The 25,258-nt window shown below is 65.5% G+C and carries 23 protein-coding genes; 18 read left to right on the top strand and 5 right to left on the bottom strand.

The genetic code is table 11. The features are described 5' to 3' along the window. Position 1 precedes the first annotated feature (1 nt). From CLV29_RS03055 to CLV29_RS03110, 12 genes are all read left to right on the top strand, one after another. A complete protein-coding gene (locus tag CLV29_RS03055; protein WP_133753591.1) occupies positions 2–967 on the top strand; it encodes an ABC transporter permease in 966 nt (321 codons plus the stop codon). After that, the gene (locus tag CLV29_RS03060) at positions 964–1,905 is read left to right on the top strand and encodes an ABC transporter permease (RefSeq protein WP_243831687.1); all 942 of its coding nucleotides are present in this window, start codon (positions 964–966) and stop codon (positions 1,903–1,905) included. Before CLV29_RS03055 ends, CLV29_RS03060 begins: the two co-directional genes overlap by 4 nt. Then, positions 1,902–3,521, top strand: coding sequence for a dipeptide ABC transporter ATP-binding protein (locus CLV29_RS03065; protein WP_133753592.1), 1,620 nt, complete (start codon positions 1,902–1,904; stop codon positions 3,519–3,521). Before CLV29_RS03060 ends, CLV29_RS03065 begins: the two co-directional genes overlap by 4 nt. Positions 3,522–3,618: 97 nt before the next feature. Next, on the top strand, positions 3,619–4,920 hold the full coding sequence (locus CLV29_RS03070; RefSeq protein WP_133753593.1) for a type III PLP-dependent enzyme domain-containing protein: 1,302 nt from the start codon (positions 3,619–3,621) through the stop codon (positions 4,918–4,920). A gap of 73 nt (positions 4,921–4,993) precedes the next feature. Further along, positions 4,994–6,064, top strand: a complete 1,071-nt coding sequence (locus CLV29_RS03075) for an amidohydrolase family protein (protein ID WP_133753594.1) — start codon at positions 4,994–4,996, stop codon at positions 6,062–6,064. Positions 6,065–6,315: 251 nt separating this feature from the next. Continuing rightward, complete coding sequence (gene rpsP / locus CLV29_RS03080; protein ID WP_133753595.1) at positions 6,316–6,789, top strand: 30S ribosomal protein S16; 474 nt, start codon at positions 6,316–6,318, stop codon at positions 6,787–6,789. A 2-nt stretch (positions 6,790–6,791) separates the two neighbouring features. Further along, the gene (locus CLV29_RS03085; RefSeq protein WP_133753596.1) at positions 6,792–7,043 is read left to right on the top strand and encodes an RNA-binding protein; all 252 of its coding nucleotides are present in this window, start codon (positions 6,792–6,794) and stop codon (positions 7,041–7,043) included. Then, on the top strand, positions 7,033–7,578 hold the full coding sequence (gene rimM / locus CLV29_RS03090; RefSeq protein WP_243831688.1) for a ribosome maturation factor RimM: 546 nt from the start codon (positions 7,033–7,035) through the stop codon (positions 7,576–7,578). Before CLV29_RS03085 ends, rimM begins: the two co-directional genes overlap by 11 nt. A 228-nt stretch (positions 7,579–7,806) precedes the next feature. Then, positions 7,807–9,258, top strand: a complete 1,452-nt coding sequence (locus CLV29_RS03095) for a polysaccharide deacetylase family protein (RefSeq protein ID WP_133753597.1) — start codon at positions 7,807–7,809, stop codon at positions 9,256–9,258. A 202-nt stretch (positions 9,259–9,460) separates the two neighbouring features. After that, on the top strand, positions 9,461–10,138 hold the full coding sequence (locus tag CLV29_RS03100; RefSeq protein WP_243831689.1) for a succinate dehydrogenase cytochrome b subunit: 678 nt from the start codon (positions 9,461–9,463) through the stop codon (positions 10,136–10,138). After that, positions 10,135–12,117, top strand: coding sequence for a fumarate reductase/succinate dehydrogenase flavoprotein subunit (locus CLV29_RS03105; protein ID WP_392508425.1), 1,983 nt, complete (start codon positions 10,135–10,137; stop codon positions 12,115–12,117). The genes CLV29_RS03100 and CLV29_RS03105 overlap by 4 nt, the downstream gene beginning before the upstream one ends. Positions 12,118–12,163: 46 nt before the next feature. Further along, entirely contained in the window at positions 12,164–12,922 is a 759-nt protein-coding gene (locus CLV29_RS03110; protein ID WP_133753599.1) for a succinate dehydrogenase/fumarate reductase iron-sulfur subunit, read from the top strand. 26 nt (positions 12,923–12,948) lie between these two features. Here CLV29_RS03110 and CLV29_RS03115 read toward each other — a convergent pair whose 3' ends face one another. The 4 genes from CLV29_RS03115 to CLV29_RS03130 form a co-directional block, all read right to left on the bottom strand. After that, on the bottom strand, positions 12,949–13,989 hold the full coding sequence (locus CLV29_RS03115; RefSeq protein ID WP_243831690.1) for a glycosyltransferase family 2 protein: 1,041 nt from the start codon (positions 13,987–13,989) through the stop codon (positions 12,949–12,951). Then, positions 13,896–14,666, bottom strand: a complete 771-nt coding sequence (locus tag CLV29_RS03120; RefSeq protein ID WP_243831691.1) for a glycosyltransferase family 2 protein — start codon at positions 14,664–14,666, stop codon at positions 13,896–13,898. Before CLV29_RS03120 ends, CLV29_RS03115 begins: the two co-directional genes overlap by 94 nt. A 304-nt stretch (positions 14,667–14,970) precedes the next feature. Further along, on the bottom strand, positions 14,971–15,741 hold the full coding sequence (locus tag CLV29_RS03125; RefSeq protein WP_133753601.1) for a sugar phosphate nucleotidyltransferase: 771 nt from the start codon (positions 15,739–15,741) through the stop codon (positions 14,971–14,973). A gap of 54 nt (positions 15,742–15,795) precedes the next feature. Continuing rightward, positions 15,796–17,058: a class I SAM-dependent methyltransferase gene (locus CLV29_RS03130; RefSeq protein WP_243831692.1), complete on the bottom strand. Its 1,263-nt coding sequence runs from the start codon at positions 17,056–17,058 to the stop codon at positions 15,796–15,798. A gap of 212 nt (positions 17,059–17,270) precedes the next feature. On the opposite strand from CLV29_RS03130, the gene CLV29_RS03135 reads away from it, so the two are divergent. From CLV29_RS03135 to CLV29_RS03150, 4 genes are read left to right on the top strand one after another with little or no spacing between them, the layout of a single operon-like run. After that, positions 17,271–19,310, top strand: a complete 2,040-nt coding sequence (locus tag CLV29_RS03135; RefSeq protein WP_133753602.1) for a hypothetical protein — start codon at positions 17,271–17,273, stop codon at positions 19,308–19,310. Then, positions 19,310–20,191 (top strand): beta-1,6-N-acetylglucosaminyltransferase, encoded by an 882-nt coding sequence (locus CLV29_RS03140; protein WP_166649110.1) that lies wholly within the window; start codon positions 19,310–19,312, stop codon positions 20,189–20,191. Before CLV29_RS03135 ends, CLV29_RS03140 begins: the two co-directional genes overlap by 1 nt. Then, on the top strand, positions 20,191–21,636 hold the full coding sequence (locus CLV29_RS03145; RefSeq protein ID WP_166649111.1) for a lipopolysaccharide biosynthesis protein: 1,446 nt from the start codon (positions 20,191–20,193) through the stop codon (positions 21,634–21,636). The genes CLV29_RS03140 and CLV29_RS03145 overlap by 1 nt, the downstream gene beginning before the upstream one ends. Positions 21,637–21,648: 12 nt before the next feature. After that, positions 21,649–22,473, top strand: coding sequence for a glycoside hydrolase family 16 protein (locus CLV29_RS03150; protein WP_133753605.1), 825 nt, complete (start codon positions 21,649–21,651; stop codon positions 22,471–22,473). Here the strand turns inward: CLV29_RS03150 and CLV29_RS03155 are convergent. Further along, positions 22,463–23,359, bottom strand: a complete 897-nt coding sequence (locus tag CLV29_RS03155; RefSeq protein WP_133753606.1) for a glycosyltransferase family 2 protein — start codon at positions 23,357–23,359, stop codon at positions 22,463–22,465. The two genes, CLV29_RS03150 and CLV29_RS03155, sit on opposite strands and share 11 nt — an antisense overlap. Before the next feature lie 77 nt (positions 23,360–23,436). Here CLV29_RS03155 and CLV29_RS03160 point away from each other — a divergent pair, with 77 nt between their 5' ends. Then, positions 23,437–24,222 (top strand): PIG-L deacetylase family protein, encoded by a 786-nt coding sequence (locus CLV29_RS03160; protein ID WP_243831693.1) that lies wholly within the window; start codon positions 23,437–23,439, stop codon positions 24,220–24,222. Further along, positions 24,222–25,247, top strand: a complete 1,026-nt coding sequence (locus CLV29_RS03165; protein WP_133753607.1) for an NAD-dependent epimerase/dehydratase family protein — start codon at positions 24,222–24,224, stop codon at positions 25,245–25,247. Before CLV29_RS03160 ends, CLV29_RS03165 begins: the two co-directional genes overlap by 1 nt. The last annotated feature ends 11 nt before the right edge of the window (positions 25,248–25,258 follow it).

A 25,258-nucleotide genomic window follows, 5' to 3' on the forward strand; every position in this document is an offset into this window, starting at 1 on the left:
TATGAGGTTCGCACCGAAACAGTTCGGGCTCTTCCTGGCCCGCCGGCTCGCCTACTCCGCGGTCGTCCTGCTCGGCGTGATCGTGGTGGTCTTCGCCCTGGTCCAACTCGTCCCCGGAGACCCGGTACGGCTGGCGCTCGGCACCCGCTACACCGAGGAGGCCTACCAGGCGCTGCGGACCGCCTCCGGGCTCGACCGGCCCCTGGTCGAACAGTTCTTCAGCTACCTGGGGAACGCGCTGACCGGGGATCTGGGAGTCAGTTTCCGCAGCGGTGATCCGGTGACGGTGCTGCTCCTGGAGCGTCTGCCCGCAACCATCTCGCTGGCCGTCGTCGGCCTGCTGATCGCGCTGGTGATCTCGGTCCCGGCAGGTATCTGGTCGGCCCTGCACGAGGGCAAGGTCAGCGACGTGATCGTCCGCCTGACCAGCCAGTTCGGGGTCTCCATCCCCGACTTCTGGATGGGCATGTTGCTGATCCTGCTGTTCTCCTCGGTGCTGGGCTGGCTGCCCTCCAGTGGGTACGTACCGCTCACCGAGGACTTCGGCGGCTGGGCCAGGCGGGTGATCATGCCCGGGCTGACCATCGGTGTGGTGGCCGCGGCGATCATGACCCGGTTCATCCGCAGTGCGGTGCTGGAGGTCTCGGCCATGCCCTACGTACGTACCGCCCGGTCCAAGGGGCTGGCCAGCGCGGTGGTCACCCGGCGCCACATCCTGCGCAACGCCCTGGTCCCGGTGCTGACCATCGTCGGCATCCAGTTCGCCACCATCCTGGGCGGGGTGATCGTGGTCGAGGTGGTCTTCGCCTGGCCCGGGCTGGGGCGATTGGTCTACGACGCAGTCGCCGCCCGTGACTACACCGTGATCCAGGGAGCGGTGCTGCTGATCGCGGCGATGTTCCTGCTGATCAACCTGCTGGTGGACGTCCTGTACGCCATCGTCGACCCGAGGATCAGGCTGGAATGAGCGCACGCGAACCCGACGACTCGATGGTCGACGAAGCGGTCGACGAGACCGTGACCGAGGTCGACGCCTCCGACGACACCAGCAGGCTCAGCGCCTGGCACCTGCTGCTGCGCAACCCGACCACGGTCGGCTCGGCGATCGTGCTGCTGGTGGTGGTCCTGACCGCGATCTTCGCGCCTTACCTGGCGCCCTACGGGGTGAACGAGATCAACGTCGCCAACCAGTTGCAGCCGCCCTCGGCCGCCCACTGGTTCGGCACCGACGATCTCGGTCGCGACATCTTCTCCCGGGTGATCATCGCCGCCCGGGTCTCGATGGAGGTGGCCCTGGTGTCAGTGGCGATCGCCTTCGTGATCGGGGTGATCGTCGGCATCGTCGCCGGTTACGTCGGGGGCATCGTCGACACCGTCCTGATGCGGATCGTCGACGTGATGTTCGCCTTCCCGGTGCTGCTGCTGGCGCTGGCCATCGTGGCGATCCTGGCCCCGGGGAAGACGACCACGATGCTGGCGATCGGCATCGTCTACATCCCGATCTTCGCCCGGGTCGCCCGCGCCAGCACCCTGTCGGTACGTACCGAGCCATTCGTCCAGGTCTCGCAGACCATGGGTACGCCGCCGCTGCGGATCCTGGCCACCCACATCCTGCCGAACATCACCGGCCCGCTGATCGTGCAGACGTCGCTCTCGCTGGCCTTCGCGATCCTGTCCGAGGCGGCACTGTCCTTCCTCGGGCTCGGCATCCAGCCGCCGGAACCGTCCTGGGGTGGCATGTTGTTCTCCGCCCAGGGATTCCTCTCCCTGGCCTGGTGGATGAGCGTCTTCCCCGGTGCAGCGATCTTCGTCACTGTGCTCGCGTTCAACCTGCTGGGTGACGGTCTGCGGGATGTGCTCGACCCGAAGCAACGCAGCCGGATCGAAGCCGGAAGGAAACGATGAACTCCCAACCGCCGGTGATCACGGTGGAGGACCTGCGGGTCTCCATCGGCTCCAAGCCGATCGTCAACGGTGCCAGCTTCAGCGTCGAACCCGGGGGGACCCTGGGCATCGTCGGGGAGTCCGGGTCAGGCAAGTCGATGACCGTCCTGGCCGCCACCGGACTCCTGGACGCTCCCGGAGCCAAGGTCTCCGGCTCCAGCGTCCTGGCCGGCCCGCAGGGGCAGCAGACCCAGCTGGTGAACGCCTCGCAACGGGTCCTGCGCAGCGTCCACGGGGATCAGATCGGTTTCGTCTTCCAGGATCCGAGCACCTCGCTGAATCCGCTGCTCACCCTGGAACGGCAGATCACCGAATCCCTGGAGACCCACCGCAACCTGAGCCGGAAGCTGGCCGGCAAACGCGCCCTGGAACTGCTTGAAGCCGTCGGCCTGCCCGACCCCGAGCAGCGCCTGCAGGCCTACCCGCACCAACTCTCGGGCGGACAGCGGCAACGGGTGATGATCGCGATCGCGCTGGCCTGCGATCCGCTGCTGCTGATCGCCGACGAGCCGACCACGGCGCTGGACGTGACCACCCAGACACAGATCATCGAGCTGGTACGCCGGCTGCAGCACGACCGGGGTACGGCTGTGGTCTGGATCAGCCATGATCTCGGCGTGATCGGGCAGGTCGCCGATGACGTCCTGGTGCTGCAGAAGGGCAATGTGGTCGAGCAGCGCGGTGTGGTCGAACTGATGGATTCACCGCAGGATCGCTACACCATCGAGTTGCTGCACGCCCGTCCCACCCTGGGTTCCCCACCGCCGCCGGTGGCCGATCCCGATGGTGCGGTCACCCTGCAGGTGAAGGACCTGGATGTGCAGTTCCCGGTCACCTCGGCGGTCGGCAAGAGCATCGTGCACGCGGTCGACGACGTCTCCTTCGAGGTACGCAAGGGCCGCACCCTGGGCATCGTCGGCGAGTCCGGATCGGGCAAGTCGACCATCGCCAATGTGCTCACCGGTCTGGTCAAGCCCACCGGTGGCACCGCCACCTTGGACGGCGAGGACCTGCTGCACCGGCCGAGCCAGGACCTGCGGCGGCGGGTGGCGATGGTCTTCCAGGACCCGTTCTCCTCGCTGGATCCGCGGATGCGGGTCGGGCGCAGCATCGCCGAGCCGCTGAGTGTGCACAAACTGCCGAAGGGCGGCTCGGCGAAGGCCCGGATCGATGAACTGCTGGACCTGGTCGGGTTGCCGGTCGGCTTCGCCGAGCGATACCCGCACGAGTTGTCCGGTGGGCAGCGCCAGCGGGTCTCGATCGCCCGCTCCCTGGCACTGGAACCCGAGGTGATGATCCTCGACGAGTCGACTGCCTCGTTGGACGTGTCGATCCAGGCGAAGGTCCTGGACCTGTTGCTGAGGCTGCAGTCCGAGCTCGGGCTGACGTACCTGTTCATCGCCCACGACCTGGCGATCGTGCAGCAGATGAGCCACGACGTGCTGGTGATGCAGTCGGGCAAGGCCGTCGAACAGGGGCCGGCCGAGCAGATCTTCGACGATCCGCAGACCGACTACACCAAGGCATTGCTGGCCGCCATCCCACCCGAGCGTCCGCGGCTGGCCACCCAGCCCTGACCGGTCCGGGTACGCGCCGATTTCGCCACTGCGCATGACGGTACGAGTGTAGGTTCGTCCGGACAGGGGAAACCGACCTCGAGGAGAGACCGCACCAGTGAATCCGAGTGAAGCCGATCAACGCCGTGCCAAGGTACTTGCCGCAGCCATCGATCAGCGGCTGCTCGACGTCGACGACTCGCCGGTCGCTGCCTTCCTCGACTGGCAGCAGGTGGCGGACAACCTGCAGCATCTGCACCGGGCCTTCCCGGCCGACATCCCGGTGCTGCACGCCTTCGCCGCGAAGGCGAATTCGATGGTCGGTGTGCTGGAGCGGCTACGGCGCCTGGGCATGGGTGCCGAGGTGGCCAGCGACGGAGAACTGCGGGCGGCGCTGGAGGCCGGGCACACCCCCGAGCGGATGGTGTTCGACTCCCCGGCGAAATCCCGCCGGGAACTGCAGCACGCACTGACGCTGGGGATCGCGATCAACGTCGACAACTTCCAGGAGTTCGCCCGGGTCGCCGAACTGCGCCGCGCCGCGCCGTCCGTCAGCCCGGTCGGGTTCCGACTGAATCCGCAGGTCGGGGCCGGCAGCATCAGCGCCATGAGCACCGCCAGCGCCCACTCCAAGTTCGGCGTGCCACTGGCCGATCCGGGAATGCGGGAACGACTGATCCAGGCCTACCTGGACCATCCGTGGCTGAACCGGGCCCATGTCCATGTCGGCTCCCAGGGCTGCCCGCTGCCGTTGATCGGGCAGGGGATCGGTGTCCTGGTCGACTTCGCCGACGAGGTCAACGCCCGCGCCGGCCGGGCCCAGATCGACACCCTCGACATCGGCGGGGGGCTGCCGGTGGACTTCGACACCGACCAGCCGATCGCGCACTTCGACGACTACGTGGCAGCGCTGCGCGAGGCGGCGCCACGGTTGTTCTGCGGTGACTACGCGCTGGTCACCGAGTTCGGCCGCAGCATCCTGGCCAAACAGGGATGGATCGCGGCCTACGTGGAATACACCAAGGAGGTCGGTGGGCGGCGGATCGCGATCACCCATGCCGGTGCCCAGGTGGCCACCAGGACGGTGTTCATGCCGGATGCCTGGCCCTTGCGGATCGCCACCTTCGATGCAAGCGGAGCACCGAAGCCGGCACGACCTGCCGCCGTGCAGGATGTGGCCGGACCTTGCTGCTTCGCCGGCGACCTGGTCGCCCAGGGGCGGGAGCTGCCCCTGCTGGAACCAGGCGATCTGATCGCCCTGCTGGACACCGGGGCCTACTACTTCAGCACCCCGTTCCACTACAACGCGCTCCCGCTGCCGGCGGTTCACGGGGTCGAGTTCGATCCGGCCACCGGCCTACCCGGTTTCGACACCCTGCGGGCTGCCGAGATCGACGACCTGGTGCACGACCGCGCCTGAGGCCACCGAGCGGGTCTTTCTGCCGGCCGGGGTCGGTGGCCGTCCGCGACGCCGGCAATGGCAGGATCTGCCCATGGAGAGCTTGCACCTGCACGGCACCTGGCTCCCGTCCGGCGAGGTGGCCGATCGCTGGGTGGTGGACGGTGTGATGACCGACGAACCCCAGACCGGTGCGACCACGGTCTGCCGCGATGGGTACCTGATGCCCGGTCTGGTCGATGCCCATTGCCACATCGGGCTGGGGGCCGAGGGCGAGGTCAGCGTCGAGGAGGCCGAATCGCAGGCGATCGTCGACCGGAACTCCGGGGTGCTGTTGGTACGCGATGCCGGGGTGCCGGAGGACACCCGCTGGGTGCAGCAGCGCGCCGACCTGCCACGGACGATTCGTTGCGGTCGCCACATCGCCCGGCCGAAGCGTTACATCCGTGGTTTCGCCGCCGAGGTCGAACCGGAAGGGCTGCTGGCCGAGGTGGAGAAGCAGGCTCTGGACAGTGACGGCTGGATCAAACTCGTCGGTGACTGGATCGACCGCGGGGTCGGTGACCTGGCGCCGCTGTGGCCGACCGAGGTGCTGGCGCCGGCCGTCGACCGCGCCCACGAACTCGGGGTACGGGTCGCTGCCCACGTCTTCGGCGAGGAGGCGGTCGCCCAACTGGTCGAGGTCGGTGTCGACTGCATCGAACACGGCAGTGGACTGACCGACGAGGTGATCGCGCAGATGGTGCACAAGGCCATCGCGCTGGACCCGACGCTGGTGCAGATCGAGAACTTCCCCGACTTCGCCGCCCAGGGGGAGGCCAAGTTCCCGACCTACGCCAAGCACATGCGTGATCTTCATCGGCGCCGCTTCGAGACCGTCGGCAAGGCCTACGACGCCGGGGTGCAGATCTATGCCGGCAGCGATGCCGGCGGCCTGCGCCCGCACGGCACCCTGGCGATGGAGATCGAGTTGCTGGCCAGGGTCGGGGGAGCCGAGTTCGCACTCGGTGCGGCCTCCTGGCGGGCCCGCGAATGGCTCGGTGCGGCCCAGCTCGCTGCCGGTGAACCGGCCGACCTGGTGGTCTACGACAGCGATCCACGAGATCGGGTGGGTGTCGTCGCCCACCCGTCGGCGGTGATCCTGCGCGGGGTGCCGGTGGCCTGATCGACGGTGGGCTGACGCTGCTGGGCGGGTGTCGGGTCGAAGGGTTGACCAGCCGCCCGTGGCGATCGGGTGAGCGTCCGGCAGGGGCGAGTTGGTGCCGGTGCCGAGTTCTGGCAAACTTGGTTGCGCATCTGTGCCTCGTGGCGCCCTCTCATCGTCACGATCGGCCAGAGACCATCCGGTCGGAGACCTCGGTGCCCCACGCCGAACCGATGACCAGCCAAACTTTGTACACAGGAGATACCACCCACGTGGCTGTCAAGATTCGTTTGAAGCGGCTCGGCTCGATCCGCAACCCGCACTACCGCGTCGTCGTCATGGACTCCCGCCAGAAGCGGGACGGCAAGGCGATCGAGGAGATCGGTCAGTACCACCCGAAGAACGATCCTTCGGTGATCGTCGTCGACTCCGAGCGCGCCCAGTACTGGCTCGGCGTCGGTGCACAGCCGACCGAGGCCGTGGTCGCGATCTTCAAGCGCTCCGGCGACTGGCAGAAGTTCAGCGGCGACAAGTCCGCCTCGGGCATCGACCCGCAGCCGGAGAAGGTCGACAAGACCGCCCGCTTCAACGAGGTCCTCGGCTCGGCCAGTGCCGCCCCGGCGGTGAAGAAGTCGGAGAAGAAGGCCAAGTCCGAGCCGAAGGCCGAGGAGGCCAAGGCGGAGGAGACCAAGACCGAGGAGCCGAAGGCCGACGAGGCCGCAGCTGCCGAGTCGAACGAGGCCTGAGCGTGCTCGCCGAGGCACTCGAACACCTGGTCAGGGGACTCGTCAGCAACCCCGATGACGTCGCGGTGAAGGACAAGGACCTGCACCGTGGACGGATCCTCGAGGTACGGGTCAACCCCTCCGATGTGGGCAAGGTGATCGGTCGACAGGGCCGTACCGCCACCGCTCTGCGTACCGTGGTCAAGGCCCTCGCCGGGCGTGAGCGGGTACAGGTGGACTTCGTCGACGTCGATCGTCCGCGGCGTGGTCGCTGAGCGCACCGGTTCGATCGAGGTGCGGGTCGGCCGGATCGGCCGCCCGCACGGGGTACGGGGTGCGCTCACCGTCGCCTTGTACACCGACGAACCCGAGCGGCGCTTCGCCGAAGGGCAACGCCTCACCGACGCCAACAGCTTCCGTTCCTGGACCGTGGCCAAGAGCCACTGGCACCAGGGGCGGTTGCTGTTGTCGTTGGAGGGTGTCGGCGACCGCAACGCTGCCGAGGCCCTGCGCGGGGTCGAACTGATGGCAAGCACCCCCGCCGACGAGGCAGCCGAGGGGCCGGAGGAGTACTGGGACCGGCAACTGATCGGGCTGGGGGTGCTGAGCGCCGAGGGGGAATCGGTCGGCACGATCGTCTCCGTCGCGCATCCACCTGCTCAGGACCTGCTGGAGATCGAACTGAGCGGCGGTGGCCGGACCTTCGTACCGTTCGTCCAGGCTCTCGTGCCGGAGGTCGACCTGGAAGCGGGAACGGTGACCCTGGCCCCGGTCGAGGGTCTGCTCGATCCCGCCGACACCTCCTCCTGAGGTCCTGCCTGGCCTTGCCGAAGATCTGCCGGTGGGCTGTGTCGATTGACCGTGCTTCGCGTTAAAGTCTGCCACGTGCAGAACACGGGGGAGAGAAGACGGCGGAATCATCGGCACCGACTGCGTTTCGGCGCAGTCTTGGCCGTGGCAGGGCTGGCAGCAGCCGGATGCACCGGCGGCACCGGCGGGACACCGGGTCAGTCCGGTCCGGGTGAGCAGAATGCGCCGGTGGCCGAGACGGTCGCGGTGCAGTTCGCCGAGGTCGATCCCGCGCTGGTCGGTGGGGTCAGCGAAGGCACCCTCAGCAATCCCGGGGCCGGTGTTGCCGAAGTCAGCTTCCCGCTGGTCGCGGGTGCACGCAATCTGAACCTGGCACTGGATCTGGCCACCAACCGTGGCCTGCGCGGCAACGCCGCCGTCGCCGGTACCGACTATCAGCAGGCATGGACCACCATCGGCTCCTCACCCGAGGCCGTCGGCTACCTGCTCACCACCACTGCGGTGATCGACGGCGCGGACCGGATCGTGCCGATGGCGGTGTGGTACGACACTGCGACCGGTCGTGGTGTCGCCGGCCCGGGCCTGATCAAGCTCGACGCCTGGCCCGACTTCGTCGAGCAGGTCCTCGACAACCGGCCGGCCGACGCCGATCCGACTCTGATCACCGAGGCAATGCAGGCACAGGCCGCGCCCTACGGTGAGGGGCCGGCGATCGGGTTCGACTCCGCGGGCGATCTGGTTGTCCAGTTCGGTTCCCATGTGCTGGACGAGCCGATCATGATCGAGGCCGGTACCGCATCGTCGATGCTGTCCCCGTTCGGTGTCGATGCCCAGGCATCGGCCAGTAGCCCTTCGGAGTTCAGCGCAGATGCCGAGGTGGACGAACGTGACCGTTCCGATTCGGTCGGTGGCGAGGACAACCTGGCTGCCGGTGCCACCGGCGACGAGCAGCCCGAGGTGATCGAGATCCCCGAAGGGCCCGGTGGGGCCGGTGGCAGTGGTGAGGACGACGAGGAGCCGTCGATCGACGTCGGTCCTCGTCCCTACCCCTGGGTCGGTGTCAACTGCGAGGCGCTGGAATGTGTCGCGATGACCTATGACGACGGTCCGGGTCCGCGTACCGACGAAGTGAGCCTGGCCTACCTGAACAACGGTCAGGCGGTCACCTACTTCGCACTCGGCAATGCCATGCAGCAGACGCCCGAGGGAGCCTCACTGGTCGCGGCCCGGGGGATGGAACTGGGCTCGCACACCGTCACCCACGAGGATCTGCGCCACCTGTCCGACAAGCGTCGGGAGCAGGAGTTCGCCCAATCGGCAGCACTGCTGGAGGAGGCGAGCGGTCGGCCGCCGTTGTTCATGCGGGCGCCGTTCGGTGCGGTCGACGAGGAAGTGCGCAAGGTCGCCAAGAAGCACGACATGGCGATCGTCAGCTGGACGGTGGACACCCGGGACTGGGAGACCAAGAACGCCGGGTCGACCCTCACCCAGGCCAGTGCGGCGAAGAACCAGGCCGTCGTGTTGATGCACGACATCCAGGACAGCAGTGTCGACGCGGCACCCCAGGTGGTGCAGGGGCTGGTTGACCGCGGAGTCGTCTCGGTCACGGTGGGTGAGCTGAGCGATTACGACTGGCGGGCTGGCGAAGTCTATCCCGAAGGGGCCTACGGCAGCGCCTGATCGGTGACTCGCCGGGCTGCGGGTCGGACCGAACGGAGGCCCTGAACGCCTGCCGTCGCCTGACGTGAGAAACAACACGCGGCCAAAGGGCGCCCTTACTACCAGTGCTCGTACTGGTCGCACTAATGTGTCGCGGGTGGCGACGAGTTCACTGACAGTTCACCAGAGAGCAGCGCGGTCGCTCGTGGTGTCGAAGTACGTCATGGCCATCAGTGGCATCTTGATGATCGGCTTCCTGATCGCGCACATGCTCGGAAATTTGCACATCTTCGGCGGGCGTGAGGAGTTCAACCACTACGCCGAGGGATTGCGGGAGTTCGGCATGCCGATCCTGCCCTACGGCGGTCTGCTGTGGATCATGCGGCCGGTCCTGGTGATCGCCGTGGTGGCCCACATCTGGTCCGCCGTCCGGCTCACCCGACGTGATCGCGCGGCCCGTGGATCGGGCAAGCGCTACCAGTCGACGCAGCACCGCCGGGGCGTCCAGCGCACCTACGCCTCCTTCACCATGCGCTGGGGCGGGGTGACGATCGCGCTGTTCGTGATCTACCACCTGCTGCAGTTCACGCTGTTGCCGAAGCTGGCGCTGAACCCGGCCACCGATGGGGTGTTCCCCGGATCGTCGAACCCCGATCCGTACGAGCGGACCGTCACCGGCTTCATGGTCTGGTGGGTGGTGCTGATCTACACCGTCGCGATCCTCGCGCTCGGTATGCACCTGCGGCACGGTGTCTACAGCGCCATCGCCACCCTCGGGTTGATCAAGCGCCCGATCGGCCGGACCCGTGCCCTGGCCGGCGCCGCGGCCTTCGCCCTGCTTCTCTGCCTGGGATTCCTGATCCCGCCGTTCGCCGTCCTGTTTGGAGTCGTCTCCCTATGAGCACCGAAACCATGCCTGACACCCACAGCAGCATCGACGCCGACGACTACTTCGTTCTCGGCGATCCGATCGCCGATACGGCCGCGCCGGCTGGCCCGATCAAGGACCGCTGGTCCAAGCGCCGCTTCGACGCGCACTTGGTCAACCCCGCCAACCGGCGCAAGATCAAGATCATCATCGTCGGCACCGGCCTGGCCGGCGGGGCAGCGGCGGCCACCCTCGGCGAGGCCGGCTACCAGGTGGAGTCCTTCTGCTACCAGGACAGCCCCCGCCGAGCCCATTCGATCGCCGCCCAGGGCGGTATCAACGCGGCCAAGAACTACAAGAACGACGGCGACTCGATCGACCGCCTGTTCTACGACACGGTCAAGGGTGGCGACTACCGCGCCCGGGAGTCGAATGTGTACCGGCTGGCCGAGGTCAGCGCGAACATCATCGACCAGTGCGTCGCCCAGGGCGTACCGTTCGCCCGCGAGTACGGCGGTCTGCTGGACACCCGTTCCTTCGGTGGTGTGCAGGTGCAGCGTACGTTCTACGCCCGTGGGCAGACCGGTCAGCAGTTGCTGATCGGTGCCTACCAGGCGCTGCAGCGGCAGGTGAACGCCGGCACGGTCCGGATGCACACCCGCCACGACATGCTGGAACTGATCGTGGTCGACGGACGTGCCCGCGGCATCGTCACCCGCGACCTGATCACCGGTGAGGTCGAGGCCTGGACCGCCGATGTGGTCATCCTGGCCACCGGTGGGTACGGGAACGTGTTCTTCCTCTCGACCAATGCCATGGGCAGCAATGTCACCGCCGGCTGGCGGGCGCACCGCAAGGGCGCCTACTTCGGCAACCCCTGCTACACGCAGATCCACCCGACCTGCATCCCGGTCTCCGGTGACTACCAGTCGAAGCTGACCTTGATGTCGGAGTCACTGCGCAACGACGGCCGGATCTGGGTGCCGAAGAGCGGTGAGGACAAACGCGATCCCCGCGACATCCCCGAGGAGGACCGCGACTACTACCTGGAACGTCGCTACCCGGCCTTCGGCAACCTGGTCCCGCGCGACATCGCCTCCCGGGCAGCCAAGTACGTCTGCGACGAGGGTCGCGGGGTGGGCCCCGGCGGCCTGGGTGTCTATCTGGACTTCGCCGACGCGATCAACCGTCTGGGGCGCAAGGCCGTGGAGGCCAAGTACGGCAACCTCTTCGACATGTACGCCCAGATCACCGGTGAGAATCCGTACGAGACCCCGATGCGGATCTACCCGGCGGTGCACTACACGATGGGCGGTCTGTGGGTCGACTACGATCTGCAGTCCTCGATCCCGGGTCTGTTCGTGGGCGGTGAGGCCAACTTCTCCGACCACGGTGCCAACCGGCTCGGTGCCTCGGCGCTGATGCAGGGACTGGCCGACGGGTACTTCGTACTGCCGGCGACGGTGCCGGACTACCTGGCCGAGCACAAGCTCGCGCCGGTACCGCTGGACCATCCCGATGTGCTCGAGGCGGTGCAGAGCGTGAAGGACCGGATCGACCTGCTGTTGTCGATCCAGGGCCACCGCACCGTCGACTCGTTCCACAAGGAACTCGGCCACATCATGTGGGAGTACTGCGGGATGGAACGTACCGAGTCCGGGTTGAAGAAGGCGATCGCCGAGATCCGCCGGCTGAAGGCCGAGTTCTGGTCCGATGTGCTGGTCACCGGCAAGGGCCTGGAACTGAACCAGGCACTGGAACGGGCCAACCGGGTGGCCGACTTCATCGAGCTCGGTGAACTGATGTGCATCGATGCGTTGGAGCGTCGGGAATCGGCCGGTGGCCACTTCCGCGGCGAGTCCCAGACCGAGGACGGCGAGGCGTTGCGTCACGATGACGAGTACGCCTATGTCGCCGCCTGGGAGTGGGGTGGCGACGGCGGCCGGCCGATCCTGCACAAGGAGGACCTGGTCTATGAGTACGTCGAGATGAAACAGCGAAGCTACAAGTGAGCCCCGTCGATCAGGATCGGACGGGAATTCGAGTGAGGATTGCAGAGTGAAGATCACCTTGCGTGTCTGGCGGCAGAAGAACGCCGAGGACCCGGGTCACATGCAGACCATCGAGGTGCCGGACGTCTCGAGCCATATGTCCTTCCTGGAGATGTTGGACGTGGTCAACGAGCGTCTCGCCCTGGATGGTGAGGATCCGATCGCCTTCGACTCCGACTGCCGCGAGGGCATCTGCGGTATGTGCGGTGTGGTGATCAACGGCATCCCGCACGGTCGTGCGGACTCGCCGGTGCAGACCACCACCTGCCAGTTGCACATGCGGTCGTTCGTCGACGGCGCGGTGATCGACGTCGAGCCGTTCCGCTCCGAGGCGTTCCCGATCATCAAGGATCTCGCCGTGGACCGCAGTGCGCTGGACCGGGTGATCGAGTCCGGCGGCTACATCTCGGTGAACACCGGTTCGGCCCCGGAGGCCAACTCCACCCCGGTGCCGAAGGCTCACGCCGACCACGCCTTCGAGTCTGCGACCTGTATCGGTTGTGGCGCCTGCGTCGCCGCCTGCCCGAACGGCTCGGCGATGCTGTTCACCTCGGCCAAGATCACCCATCTCGGACTGTTGCCGCAGGGCCAGCCCGAGCGGGACAGCCGGGTACTGAACATGGTTGCCCAGCACGACGCCGAGGGATTCGGTGGGTGCACCAACATCGGGGAGTGCACCGCGGTCTGCCCCAAGGGCATTCCCTTCGACAACATCAGCCGGTTGAACCACGACCTGCTGGGCGCGCTGGTCCGCGGGGAGGACTGAGCGTTCGCGTGACGTGCCGGCGGCCTCTAAGGTCGCCGGCTCTGTCGAATTCGCGTAGTGACATACCCAAGGCCGGCTGTCACGACGGCGATGACCGGTGCCGAGGCCTGCGCCGGTCGGCCAGAAGCGAGTTCTCGCCAGACCGCACGTGGGAGCACCCTACGGGTGTAGCTACGCTCGCTGGACAGAGCGGCACCGTTTCCTACCATCCTGGAGATGGCTGCCTTCGAAACACCCTCGCTGTAGGTTCGTGAGAGCAGGTAACGCCACGACAAGCGATCCGTGCTGACGTGGTGGCGGACGATGGCCGCAGGTTCGAATCGAATCGCATTTGGTCCGGCCGAGCCAGTGAGGCGGATGCACAACTCGGTCTCCTCACATCCCAACGGGAGGTTCCCGACTCTTCCCAGGTCCTCCCCGAATCCGTTGCTCCGGCGCAGTGGACCGCTGCGAAAGGCCATGTTGCATCCCATGACATTGCGAATCGGGCCCGGGTGGGTGGGCTGACCGGTGAAGCTGCAACCTACGACCCAGTCGAGATCACCCCAGGCGTTGGGGCTGGGCGATGGCAATGTGGGCGGGCGACTGTGGCCGGCGGGCCACACCGGGCGGGCCGAGCCACCCACTGCCAGCACGGTCTCGTCGATGAAGCCGTTGAGCAGGGCCGCCAGCCATCCTGGTTCCGGGATGGCATCGTCGTCGAGAAACGCGATTACCGCACCACTCGCCATGTCGATCGCGGTGTTCCGGGCACCGGACAATCCGCGGTGCCTCTGATTGGGCACAACTCTGACGTTGTGCAACGACCCAAGATCGCGGGCAGCAATCGACAGCAAGCTGTCGTTGTGGTCGATCACCACAATCACATCGCCACCCATGGAGGCAGCCTGAGCAGCTGCAGACCGAACTGCCTCTCCGAGCTGGTGCCAGCGCCGGTCGGTGTAGGCACAGACGACCACCGTCACCGGTACGTTCACGCCGAGTGCAGTTCCTGACGAGCGCCACTGCGGGAGGCGGAGCGATCCGCCGAACCCGGTTGCTGTGCCGGCCGGCGCGCCCGGTTCCATTCGGCCATCAGTGTCCGCAGAACACGCAGGCCATCGGACACCGCGTGGAGGTTGCTCTCCCCATGAATCCGGTTTCGCTCGCGGCTGGGGACCTCCCGAACTCGAAGGCCACCGGCAGCAACCCGACAGTTGATCACGGTCTCGACTTCGAAACCATCACCCCAGAGCATGTTCTTGTGGATGTCGCGAATGGCGGGGTCAGGCAGATCGAGCACCGGCACGATGTCTCGCCAAAAGGCGTTGTAGCCGTAACAAAGATCACTGAAGCGCTGGCGAAACAACACATTGGCCACGACGGTGAGCCCCCGGTTGCCCAGTCCTCGGATTCGGGTCAGATCCTCTGAGCCACCTCCGGTCATCTCCCGGCTGCCCTTGGCGAAATCGGCGCCGCTCTGCAGGGCGTCGACAAACCTGGCGATCTCCTTCGGGTCGGCGGAACCGTCGGCATCGAACATCACGATGATGTCGGCCGTCGCGGATGCGAACCCGCAGGCCAGGGCGTTGCCCTTGCCTCGGCGCGTCTGGGTGACCACACGAATCTGCGGCATAGCCTCTCGCGCGGCTTCGACTGTTCCGTCGGAGGATCGGCCATCCACCAGGATGACCTCATCGACAGGCGGCAGGTCCGGCAGGATGCGGCGAAGATTCGCCGCCTCGTTCAGGGCAGGAATCACCACCGCCACTGTCGGCGACGCCGGCCGCCGAGAGCGATCTGTCATCAGTTCGTCTCCCAATGTTCGCTGGCCCCAGGTTGTAGGGCCGAAGTCGGTGAGTGCAGTCGTCGGGTTCCTGCACTCACGGCTCGAGCCTGTGTAGAGGCGTCGTGCCAGATCGATTGTTCCACTACCAATGCGGGATCGACACTACTTCAGCGTTGACCGGCGTGCCAGTCGGGGGGGCGTTGGTGGTGCGCCACAAGCCGCCGGCTGATGCGAAAGTCGCGCCGTGCGGGTCCAGTTGCTCCCAGATTGCCCTGGCGATCTACTCCCAGATCGCCCAGGGACGATTACCCTCGTTCCACATCTGATCCAACTCTGCGCGCTCCTTGAAGGTGTCAGCCGCCCGCCAGAACCCCCGATGGGGTTGAGCGATCGCACGACCTTCTTCGGCCAGACGCTGATAGGCCCCAGTGATCAGGTCGCCACCCGGTTCGAGGTAGTCGAACACTTCCTGCCGCAGGATGATCAACCCTCCGTTCACCTGGAGGTCCATCGTGGAAACCGGTGTGATCTTGGTGACTCGATGGTCAGCGTCGGTCTCCAGTACGTGAAAAGTGTCCTGCGGCGGCACGGTGATGACTGATGCCACGGTCTTCTCGTCGGATGCGACTCGATCGACCATCTGGGGGAGGTCGGCGTCGTGCAGGACGTCAGCGTAGTTGGCGAGGAACATTTCCTCGCCCTCCAGAAGTTGGCGTACCCGCAGCAATCGTTCCCCGATCGCAGATTCCAGCCCGGTATCGACGAAACTGATCCGCCAGTCACGCATCTCCGCTGTCAGTGGCTCGGTGCGGCCGCGATGAAGGACGAAGTCGCCCTCAAGTGGCGCGCGGCGCAGGAAGTGGTCCTTGATCGCTTGTGCTCCGTACCCCAGGCACAAGATGAACTCGGTGTGCCCGTAGTGGGCGTAGTACCGCATCACGTGCCACAGCAGCGGATGGGGGCCGACCAATTGCATCGGCTTAGGTAGGTTATCGGCACTGCTACCGCGCATACGCATGCCGTAGCCACCACAGAACAACACCACTTTCATCGGCCGCCGCTCCATTCGTGTCCTCCCTTGAACTCCTAGTCGCGTGTACCGGGCCTACACCGCTCTCCCGGTACCGGGTTCCACAACCTCCAGTGCTGGAAGCGGGTAAACGAGGCGGCCCCCCCACTCCGCGGCTGGAGCCAACTGTGCAGTCAGCTCGTCACGAAGGTTCCAAGGCAGGACCACGATGAGGTCCGGTCTGTCGGCGAACAGATGATCGACCGGATGGATCGGGATACGACTGCCTGGCGTGAAGCGACCATGTTTGTACGGGTTCTGATCCACAAGGTAGGGAAGCAGGTCGGGGCGGACACCACAGTGGTTCAGCAGGGTCTGGCCTTTTCCGGGAGCGCCGTAGCCAGCAACCCGTAGGCCGGTTTCCGCCGCTGAGATCAGCAGAGAGGACAGGTCACGACAGATCTTGGATACGCGGGGGCTGATCCCTTGGTAACCGGCAGGCTTGTCCAGTCCTGCCACGCATTCCTCGGCGATCACTTGCTCGACCGAAGGGGACGGTGCCGGAGCGAACTCGGCCGGTGCCGACCAGAGTCGAATGGAGCCCCCATGTGTGGAGAGTTTCTCCACGTCGATCAGCTCGAGTCCTGCCGCAGCCAATGCGGTACGGGCCGCCAACACAGTCCAGTACTGGAAGTGTTCGTGATAAATGGTGTCGAACTGCGCATCACGAACGAGATTCAGGGCGTGGTGAACCTCGATACTGACTCGACCGTGATCGGCAACGAGGAGGCGTAGACCTCGGGTGAATCCGGTGATGTCGGGGATGTGAGCCCAGACGTTGTTCGCGATCACCAGATCCGCCGGACCCCGCTCGCCAACCAGGGCAGAGGCGAGCTGCTCGGTGAGGAAGTCTGCGACGATCTCCAGCCCGAGTGCTCTGGCAGCTTCGCCGACGTTCCTACTGGGTTCAATACCGAGGCAGGGGATGCCAGCCTCGCGCACGTGCTGCAACAGGTAGCCGTCGTTGGCCGCGACCTCGACCACGAAACTCTGCGGACCGAGCTCCAGTCGGTTCACCGCTTCGTTGACGAACTGCCGGGCATGATCCACCCAGCTGGACGAGAAGGACGAGAAGTAGGCGTACTCGGTGAAAGTGCCCTCCGGTGTGATCAGGGCCGGAATCTGCAGAAGGAGGCACTCGGGGCACAGCCGCAGGTGCAATGGATAGGTCACCTCGGGAAGATCGAGTTCGGCTGCGGTGAGGAAGGATTCGCACGGGGGGGTCGAACCGAGGTCGAGCACGCTGATGAGGCGCGGCGCTTGGCACAGTCGGCATGATCCCCCGGTCACATCGCGCACGCTAGCACTCAGCGCGGCGCTGACTCACCGATCGCATCCGGATTGATTGTGGCACAATCGATTGCTGGCTCGGGTCCTACCGGGCGCTGATTACCCGACTTGGGAGGCGAGCGCGGATGGTACGGCTCCGGACCCCACAGGTGTCGACACCGGACCCAGCATCCCGCCGTCGGGGAATCACCGGGCGTCTGGCGCATTTGGGCAATGGTGCGTTGAAGTATCCGCGCGCAGCTCGACCCGTTGCTCCTGGATGGCGGATCCTGGTCATTACCACGGCATTGCTGTTGTCGGTGGTCAGCTGGCTGCCGTTCCCTGGCAGCGGCGGCCTGAGATCGTTGTTGATCAACGTCCTTCCGGGACTGGCTCTGGCCTTGTGGTTCGGCAGGTTGAGCTGGGACCGTCTGGCCTTCCTGAGCTTGGCCTTCGGGCAGACATTTCTGACCTTGGTGACATTTCCGGCTGCATGGTTCGGGTGGTTTCGAATCGATCTGATGTGGACGACCGTCTGGGGTCTGACCATTGTGTCGCTCGGGTTCAGTCTCTGGCTGGAGCGAAGATCAATGGATCGGATCCGCTTCGGGCCGCTGCCTCGTTCGACAGTTCTCGGCCCATCGATCGTTGCGGTGGCCGGAGGTGGGTTGACGCTGGGTGCAGCATCGGCGGTGAGCACCGGGCCACAACCCGCGGGGATGGCGTTGTCCGCTGGGCCGCTGTGGTTCATCGGCGCCACTGTGGTCCTGTTCTCCCTGGGCTGGGCGCTGGTCACTCGCCGTACGGCACTTGCGGTCCCCGTGCTTGTCACGGCTGGAATGGTGACCTGTTCGCAGGCCGTGATGTACGGTCAGCCGACCGTGACGGTGGCAGCGCGACACCTGGGGATCGTGGCGACGTTGTTGGACAACGGCAGGTTGTACCCGGCGACGGACATCTATCAGACGTGGGCCGGTTTGTTCTCGGTGACCGCATTTGTCATCGAACCAACCGGGGTCGACCCGTACGCCTACGCCTCCGCCTGGGGGGCCATCGCGAGCATGATCATGGCGCTCGGCGTTCGGACTCTCGCCGGTAACTTCCTGTCGCCCGCGCGTGCATGGGTGGCGGGGCTCATTTTTGCATTGGCCAGTACATTGACCACCAGCTTCTTTGCCCCCCAGGTATCCGGGTTCGTGCTGGCGCTGGCCGTGCTTGCACTGCTCACCGGTGACTTCGGGGTCAAGTCGTGGGTGGTCTGGGTGACAGTGCTCCTGGTCGCGGTCGCCACAAGCGTGACGCACCAGATCAGTCCCTTCTTGCTGGGGTTGGCGCTTACGGCGCTCGTGATCACTCGGATCCTGCGGCCGTGGTGGGTGCCGGCACTAGCGTTCGTACCGGCAACGGTCTGGGCGATCTCTAACAGGGGAGTGCTCGACCGCTATGTTTCATTGGATGTCGTGGGCCGCTTCTTCAGCAACATCACGCCGCCCGAAAGGTCCATCGCGCCGAACGGTTCCTCTTGGGTCTATCTCGCGAGCTTCGGCCTCCCTGCAGGCCTGTTGCTCCTCATCGGGGTTGCAGCTGTGTTCAGTTGGTTCCTCGACCGGTCGAGACTGTCGACAGCACTCGTGGTGACCGCGGCCAGCCCTGCCTTGTTGTCGGTGGCGACCAACTACGGACAGGAGGGGGTCTTTCGGGTAGCACTGTTTGCGCTGCCGTGGTTGGCCACACTGGTTGCAGCCCTGCCCGGGCAGCTACTTCCGCGCAAGCTGACATTGACGATGGTGGTGATTGCACTTCCGCTGGTGACCGCGGTCCAGGTCGTCGGCCTGACCGGAATGGATTGGGTCCGGGTGATCAGGACCGATGATCGTACGGCGGCGGCTTACTTCGAGTCCCGGTCGGCGGATGGGTCTGTCGCCTTCACTCTCGGGACAGCCGTGGCCACCCCGAGCTACAGCACCCCCAGACAGAGCGGATTCTTCTACATCGGTCGTGATGATCTGCTCGACAAGACCACGGCCTACGTCAATGCCGGCGGTCCTGGTTACGACCCGAACGCGGATGTGGAGATGCTGACTGCCGCGTTGGTCGACCAGGGGTACACCGAGGTTTGGGCGGTGGCCGGGCCAATGACCGGAGCCTATGGGCAGCGATACGGGCTGCAGACCCTGGACGATTACAATGCCCTGCGAAATGCGTGGCGTTCGTCGCCTCGATGGGAACTGGTGTACGAATCCGGCGATGCGCAGGTGTACCGAATGAGAAGTGGCGATTGATGGGCGGCGGACTGCCAGCAGTCGTGGTGGTTGCGCACGATGATCCGCCGCAGGTGCGACGACTGCTTGCCGCGCTGGCGCCACTTCGGGTATTCCTCCACGTTGACGCCAACTCATCCGATGAGGTTGCCCGCGCGATCCTCGCCGGGCAGCCTGAGCGCGTGGTCGCTCTACCCAGGATTCGATCCGGATGGGCTCACCGAGGAATCTTGGATGCCGAGATCATGGGGTACCGAGCGGCCCTCGCGGAGACGGACGCAGAGCACATCGTGCTGTGCACCGGAGCTGACTACCCGTTGCAATCCACTCGACGGATCGTCGAGTTGCTGGACCGTCATCGAGGACTGTCCTTCGGTGATATCAGCGCCTTGCCGATCGAGCACTGGGGGCCGCTGCGTGGGTATGACCGGTTTATCGCCAAGCAGTTCGCGTGGCGACAACATCGGATTCCTTTGCCAGCCTTCCGACGGATTCCGCATCAGGTCGTGCCGGCAGGTGGTGCCCAGAACAAGATTCTGAGCCGGCGCCATGCGCAGCTAGTGGTGGATGCTCTGGTCGGTGACGATGCCCTTCGGCGCTTTTTTCGCACGTGCTGGATCCCGGATGAAGTGGCCATCCCGTCGATCCTGTTCTCCCCGCTCCTCGGTGGCGATTGGCTCGAAGCATCGGTGCCGTGCCAGCCTTTGTGGCATATCAACTGGGGGAGGCGCCCCGGGGTGAAACCGCCGAAGAGCCCTCGTTGGTTGGCGATGTCGGACCTACCTGCGATTCGCGAAGCGGCCAGTCGTCCGGGGATCCCCGCGCTGTTCGCGCGGAAGTTCTCAAGTTCCCACCGCTCGTTGGTCGAGGCTATCGACGCAGATCTGAGAACGGAGACATAGTGCCGTCGATCCAGGACGTTGAGCAGCCGGATGACGATGCAGGCGCGCAGAGAGATCTGTTCGGCCGTGGCTTCGTCTATGCGGCGGTTTGGTCCACGCAACTGGCTGTGTCGACCCTGGTTTCGCCGATTCTCGCGCATGTGCTGCCGATCCAGGAGTTCGGTTCGCTCGCTGCGGCGATCGCCCTCTATCAACTCCTGACCGTCCTGACCGTCTTCGGGCTGGACCAGACCATTGAGATGCGGCGGGTCGAAGACCCCGACGGTCAGAGGTCACGTCTGCTGTTGGCGCGGGCAATCCTCTTCTCCTGGTCGGTCACCCTGATCGTGGCGCTTTCCAGCCCGTGGTGGGCGCCGGTGTTCGGATTCAACGGTGCTGGTGGGTTGGTCGCGATCACCTTGGGGTGGACCGCGCCGGGGGCTGCCGTTTTGTTGATGCTGGGGTTCATCCAGGCCGAGGACCGCCTGGCACGGTTCGCGACTGTCAGCATCCTGGCCAGCGCCGGGGGGCCGCTGTTCGGTTTGCTGTTGGTCGCCGCGGGGGAGGCGCGAGCGACAACCTACGCACTCGGTGGAGTCTTCGCCCAGTGCCTGGCCCTACTCCTGGGGTTGCTGTGGACAAAACCGCGATTTCTCGCCCGAGCAGGCCAACCGATGCTGCGCACCGCATTCGTGTTGGCTGTCCCACTGGGATTCGCAGCGTTGTCCCAGTACGTGCTCAATGCCGCCGATCGGCTCGTAGTGCAGCGGATTCTCGGGGAGACCGAGGTCGCCCGCTACCAGGTGGCGTTCGTGATCGGACAAGTGCTGTCGCTATTGCTGACCTTCACGAACCGAGCTTGGCTGCCCAGGCTCAAAGGGATCGTCCAGCTGCCAATGCGGTGGCGTGTGATCGAGGAGGCGCGCAACGGAATCTATCTTCTGGTCGCGTGGGCGGTGCTCGGGGTCACCGTGGCATCCCCGGTGCTGTTGCGGGTCTTCGCCCCGGCCAGCTACCACCCGGAGGACGGGTTGGTGACGGTGGTCTTCTTGGTTGCCTGTTCTGCATTTCCCCTCGCCTCGGTAGCTGCGAGCGGCCAGTTGCTGATCACTGTGGACAGGTCCGCGCCACTGGCAGTGGGTGCGGGTGTTGCGGTGCTGATCAAGGCGGTGGTGACCGCGGCTCTGATCATGCCGTTGGGAATCGTGGGGGCGGCGACCGGGACCTTGGTCGCATTGCTCGCGCAGGCGGTTGTGCTTCGCTGGTTCGCTGTCAGGACGAGCCCCCCGCGGCCCTGGAACCGACGGGTACTCGGGGTGGCCGCGCTCCTGGCCGCGTTGGCATTCGCGTCCGTCGCGACTCCGCAGACCTTGTGGTGGAATGCCGGGAAGCTCGTCTTGGGTATCCTTCTCCTCGTTCCCTTCTTCATGACCTATCGGCGGTTGGTGGCGAACAGTGGGCCGTGACAGGAGACGGAGATGCGACGGCGAAAGTTCATTCTGGGAGCGGGTGCTCTGGGTGTGGTAGCGCTCGGTGGCTCGCTTGCGTTCGCCGGTGGCCTCGGTGAATTCAACGGATCCAGCGTTCCCGACATCGACGGTTGGGACTGCGATTTCGCCGATGAGTTCGACGCCGACCATTTGGATCGAAGCATCTGGGAGAGCTACGGCTGGGGTCATCAGACACCCACAGGTGGCGGCATGGGACGTTACCTGATGGCAAACACGACAATCTCCGACGGCATGATGAGGCTTCGCTACGGGTACGACGACGGTGAGTGGACCTGTGCCGGGGTGAGTAGTGCTCCCACTTTCGACGCGGTGGGAGGTCGTTGGGAGTTTCGCGTTCGACATCCCCGTGCTCATGGCATCGGTTACGCTTTCCTTCTGTGGCCACAGGATCAGATTTGGCCGCCCGAGGTGAACATCGCCGAGGGAAACTGTTCCCGCAAGCGGGTCGAGCAATTCTTCCATTACGGGGTGGTCCCCAACCAAAAGCGCGAGAACCGTGAGATCACAGTGGGGGACCCGCACGACTGGAACACTTTCGGCGTGATCATTGACGAGGACGCCCTGCGTTACACGCACAATGGCGAGGTCGTCCAGACGATTCCGCTGGACACCGCTGACAAGCGCGTGATCCTGACTGAGCGGATATGGATCGGGTTCCAGATGGCCCCGATGGACGAGAACGCACCGGAAGCAGAGTGGTTCGACACAGTCGACGGGGGAGTGCCCAACTCGGAGACGCCGCCCGAGGGATACATCGACATCGACTGGGTCGCGCACTATGTCAGGAAGTGAAATCTTGCGTTCGACGGGTCGGCAGCGCAGCCTTCAATCGCCAGACGGCCTGCCGGATGTCCCAAGCTACCCAGGCGAGCCAGGTGAGGCGCCTGCTGCATCGAGCCAGCGCCGGGGGAACCGACCACCGCGGATCGGTTCCAACGGTAGCCAAGTATTCGGTGATCTCCCAGAGCATCTCCGGTGTCCGCGCCCAGGACCGGCCGTCCGGGCTGATCCGGAACGAGGCCAAGACATCCGGCATGCCGAGCATGTCGCCGTGACGGAGCAGCTTCAACCACAAGTCGATGTCCATGGGAAACAGAAATGTGCCGTCCCAACCGCCCACCCGTTCGTAATCCTTGCGGCGGAACATCGCTGAGCCGGGCTCACCGATTGGATTGTGGCCGAGAAGTACCGCCCTCCTGGCGACGGTGCGCCCGTCGCGCTGACCCAGAAGGAAATTCAAGCCGGTCACCGGTGCGAGCGTCTCCTGGCCGGCGTCCACCAGACGTCTCCTGCTCACCACCAATGAGATGTCCTGCCGCCTGTCCAGCAGGTCTGCTTGACGGGAGATCGCTTCGGGGTCGATCAGGTCATCGGCGCAAACGATCTTGAGATAGCGGCCGGTGCAGAGATCGGTGGCGCGTCGCCAGTTCTCGGCCAGCGGCAGCAGGCGCTCGTAACGATGAACACGGACACGTGGATGGGCGACCCGGGAAAGGATATCGGGCGTTCCGTCTGAGCTGGCATTGTCAACGACCACCACCTCGTAGTCGTCATCGGTTTGGTCCAGAACGGAGTCGAGGGTGGCCTGAAGTGATCTGCTGCCGTTGTGCACGGGGATGCACACCGAGGTGCGAGGAGTTCGGGCATCCAGAGTCCTATCCCGCGAAATCTCCCCCATACCGTGACCGTATCTGCTGGACACCACTCCCGCGACCCGAACGCCGCGGTCTACGTGCGGCGAATGCCTGAGCACCGATGGTGATAACGTCGCCGCCGGCGGGCCTGATCGGAGTTACGAACCCGCACGAGGACAAGCGGTGGATACTGTCCGGACCGAATCCGGGGGCGGAAGGTAAGTGTTCGATCATGTTTCTTGGTGCGTTGCGATCGATCGCCTTGCTTGGGGCTCACTGTGATGACATCGCGATAGGGGCGGGTGCGACGCTCGATCAGCTTTGCAGGGCTCATCCCGGCGTCCGAGTTGATGCGCTCGTTCTCAGCGGCGCGGGTACTCCTCGAGAGCAGGAGGAGCACTCCGCATTGACGGCGTTCTGTCCTGGCGCCGAACTGAACCTCCGGGTTGACGCCCTGCCAGACGGACGACAGCCGGCAGCCTGGGAGTCCGCGAAGTCCGCCGTGGCCGAGTTTCGTCGAGCAGTGGAGCCGGATCTGGTGATCGGACCACAGCGTGGTGACGCGCACCAGGATCATCGACAGCTGGCCGAGTTGATCAGCCAGGAGTTCCGTGACCATCTCGTTCTGGGATACGAGATTCCGAAATACGAAGGGGATCTGCCGAACGTCAACGCCTACGTACCCGTCACGCAGGACTCCAAGGAGCGGAAGGTTGAACTGCTCCACCGGCACTACCCGAGTCAGCATGATCGTACCTGGTTCGATGCCGACACCTTCTCCGGCCTGATGCGCGTGCGCGGCGTGCAGTCCCAAACCCGCTGGGCCGAGGCTTTCGTAGCGGAGAAACTGCTGATAGAGATTCCAGCCGTGGACCCATCCAAGATCGTCGAAGCGAGGAACATCTGATGCGGGTACTCCTGACAGGACACCTGGGCTATCTGGGTACGGTCATGTCACCGATCCTGCAAGCCGCCGGACACGACGTCATCGGCCTCGACACCGGTCTGTACGCCGCCAGCGTCCTCGGGCCGGTGCCAGTCGACCCTCCCGCACTCCCGATCGACCTCCGCGATGTCACCGCGGCGGATCTGCAGGGCTTCGATGCCGTGGTGCACCTGGCCGCACTGTCGAATGATCCGCTGGGCGCGCTCGACCCCGAACTCACCTACGCCATCAATCATCGGGCCAGTGTCGCGCTGGCCGAGGCGGCGAAGGAGGCCGGAGTCGGCCGCTTCCTCTACGCCTCGACCTGTTCGGTCTACGGTGCTGCCGGTGACGGTCTGGTGGGTGAGGAGGCACCGCTGGCTCCGGTCACCCCCTACGCGGAGTCGAAGGTCTGGGCCGAGCGGGACATCCTGGCCATGACCGACAGTGACTTCGCTCCGACCGCCCTGCGCAATGCCACGGCCTTCGGTTTCTCTCCTCGTTTGCGGGCCGACATCGTCCTGAACAACCTGGTCGGGCATGCGCTGTTGGGCGGAGAGATCCTGGTCCTGTCCGATGGCACGCCGTGGCGACCCCTGGTGCACGCCGCCGACATCGCCGACAGCTTTGCTGCAGTGCTCGCTGCGCCGGTCGACAACGTCGCGGGGCGGGCGTTGAACGTCGGCGACGAACAGAACAACGTGCGGGTCTCCGAGATCGCCGAGGAGGTGGCTCGGGCCGTACCCAGCGCAGGGGTTCGGATCACCGGTGAGGCGGGTGCGGATCCACGCTCGTACCGGGTCGACTTCTCGGCCCTGCGTGAGGCACTGCCCGGATTCGCCTGCCGGCGCTCGGTGGCCGACGGCGCCCGGGAGCTCGTCGCGGCGTATCGCGAGTTCGGGCTCGACCGGGCCGGCTTCGAGAACACGTTCGTCCGTCTGCGGACCCTTCAGGCGCGCCAGGATGCCGGTGAGCTGACCGAGGACCTGCGCCCGGCGCAGCCCTGAGACCGATCACC

Source organism: Naumannella halotolerans (genome assembly GCF_004364645.1).
Classification (GTDB): Bacteria; Actinomycetota; Actinomycetes; order Propionibacteriales; family Propionibacteriaceae; genus Naumannella; species Naumannella halotolerans.

Coding starts and splice junctions, on each gene's coding strand:
- CLV29_RS03055 (WP_133753591.1), top strand. CDS start 2: ATGAGGTTCGCACCGAAACAGTTCGGGCTCTTCCTGGCCCGCCGGCTC.
- CLV29_RS03060 (WP_243831687.1), top strand. CDS start 964: ATGAGCGCACGCGAACCCGACGACTCGATGGTCGACGAAGCGGTCGAC.
- CLV29_RS03065 (WP_133753592.1), top strand. CDS start 1,902: ATGAACTCCCAACCGCCGGTGATCACGGTGGAGGACCTGCGGGTCTCC.
- CLV29_RS03075 (WP_133753594.1), top strand. CDS start 4,994: ATGGAGAGCTTGCACCTGCACGGCACCTGGCTCCCGTCCGGCGAGGTG.
- CLV29_RS03100 (WP_243831689.1), top strand. CDS start 9,461: ATGGCCATCAGTGGCATCTTGATGATCGGCTTCCTGATCGCGCACATG.
- CLV29_RS03105 (WP_392508425.1), top strand. CDS start 10,135: ATGAGCACCGAAACCATGCCTGACACCCACAGCAGCATCGACGCCGAC.
- CLV29_RS03115 (WP_243831690.1), bottom strand. CDS start 13,989: ATGGAACCGGGCGCGCCGGCCGGCACAGCAACCGGGTTCGGCGGATCG.
- CLV29_RS03125 (WP_133753601.1), bottom strand. CDS start 15,741: ATGAAAGTGGTGTTGTTCTGTGGTGGCTACGGCATGCGTATGCGCGGT.
- CLV29_RS03140 (WP_166649110.1), top strand. CDS start 19,310: ATGGGCGGCGGACTGCCAGCAGTCGTGGTGGTTGCGCACGATGATCCG.
- CLV29_RS03150 (WP_133753605.1), top strand. CDS start 21,649: ATGCGACGGCGAAAGTTCATTCTGGGAGCGGGTGCTCTGGGTGTGGTA.
- CLV29_RS03155 (WP_133753606.1), bottom strand. CDS start 23,359: ATGGGGGAGATTTCGCGGGATAGGACTCTGGATGCCCGAACTCCTCGC.
- CLV29_RS03160 (WP_243831693.1), top strand. CDS start 23,437: ATGGTGATAACGTCGCCGCCGGCGGGCCTGATCGGAGTTACGAACCCG.
- CLV29_RS03165 (WP_133753607.1), top strand. CDS start 24,222: ATGCGGGTACTCCTGACAGGACACCTGGGCTATCTGGGTACGGTCATG.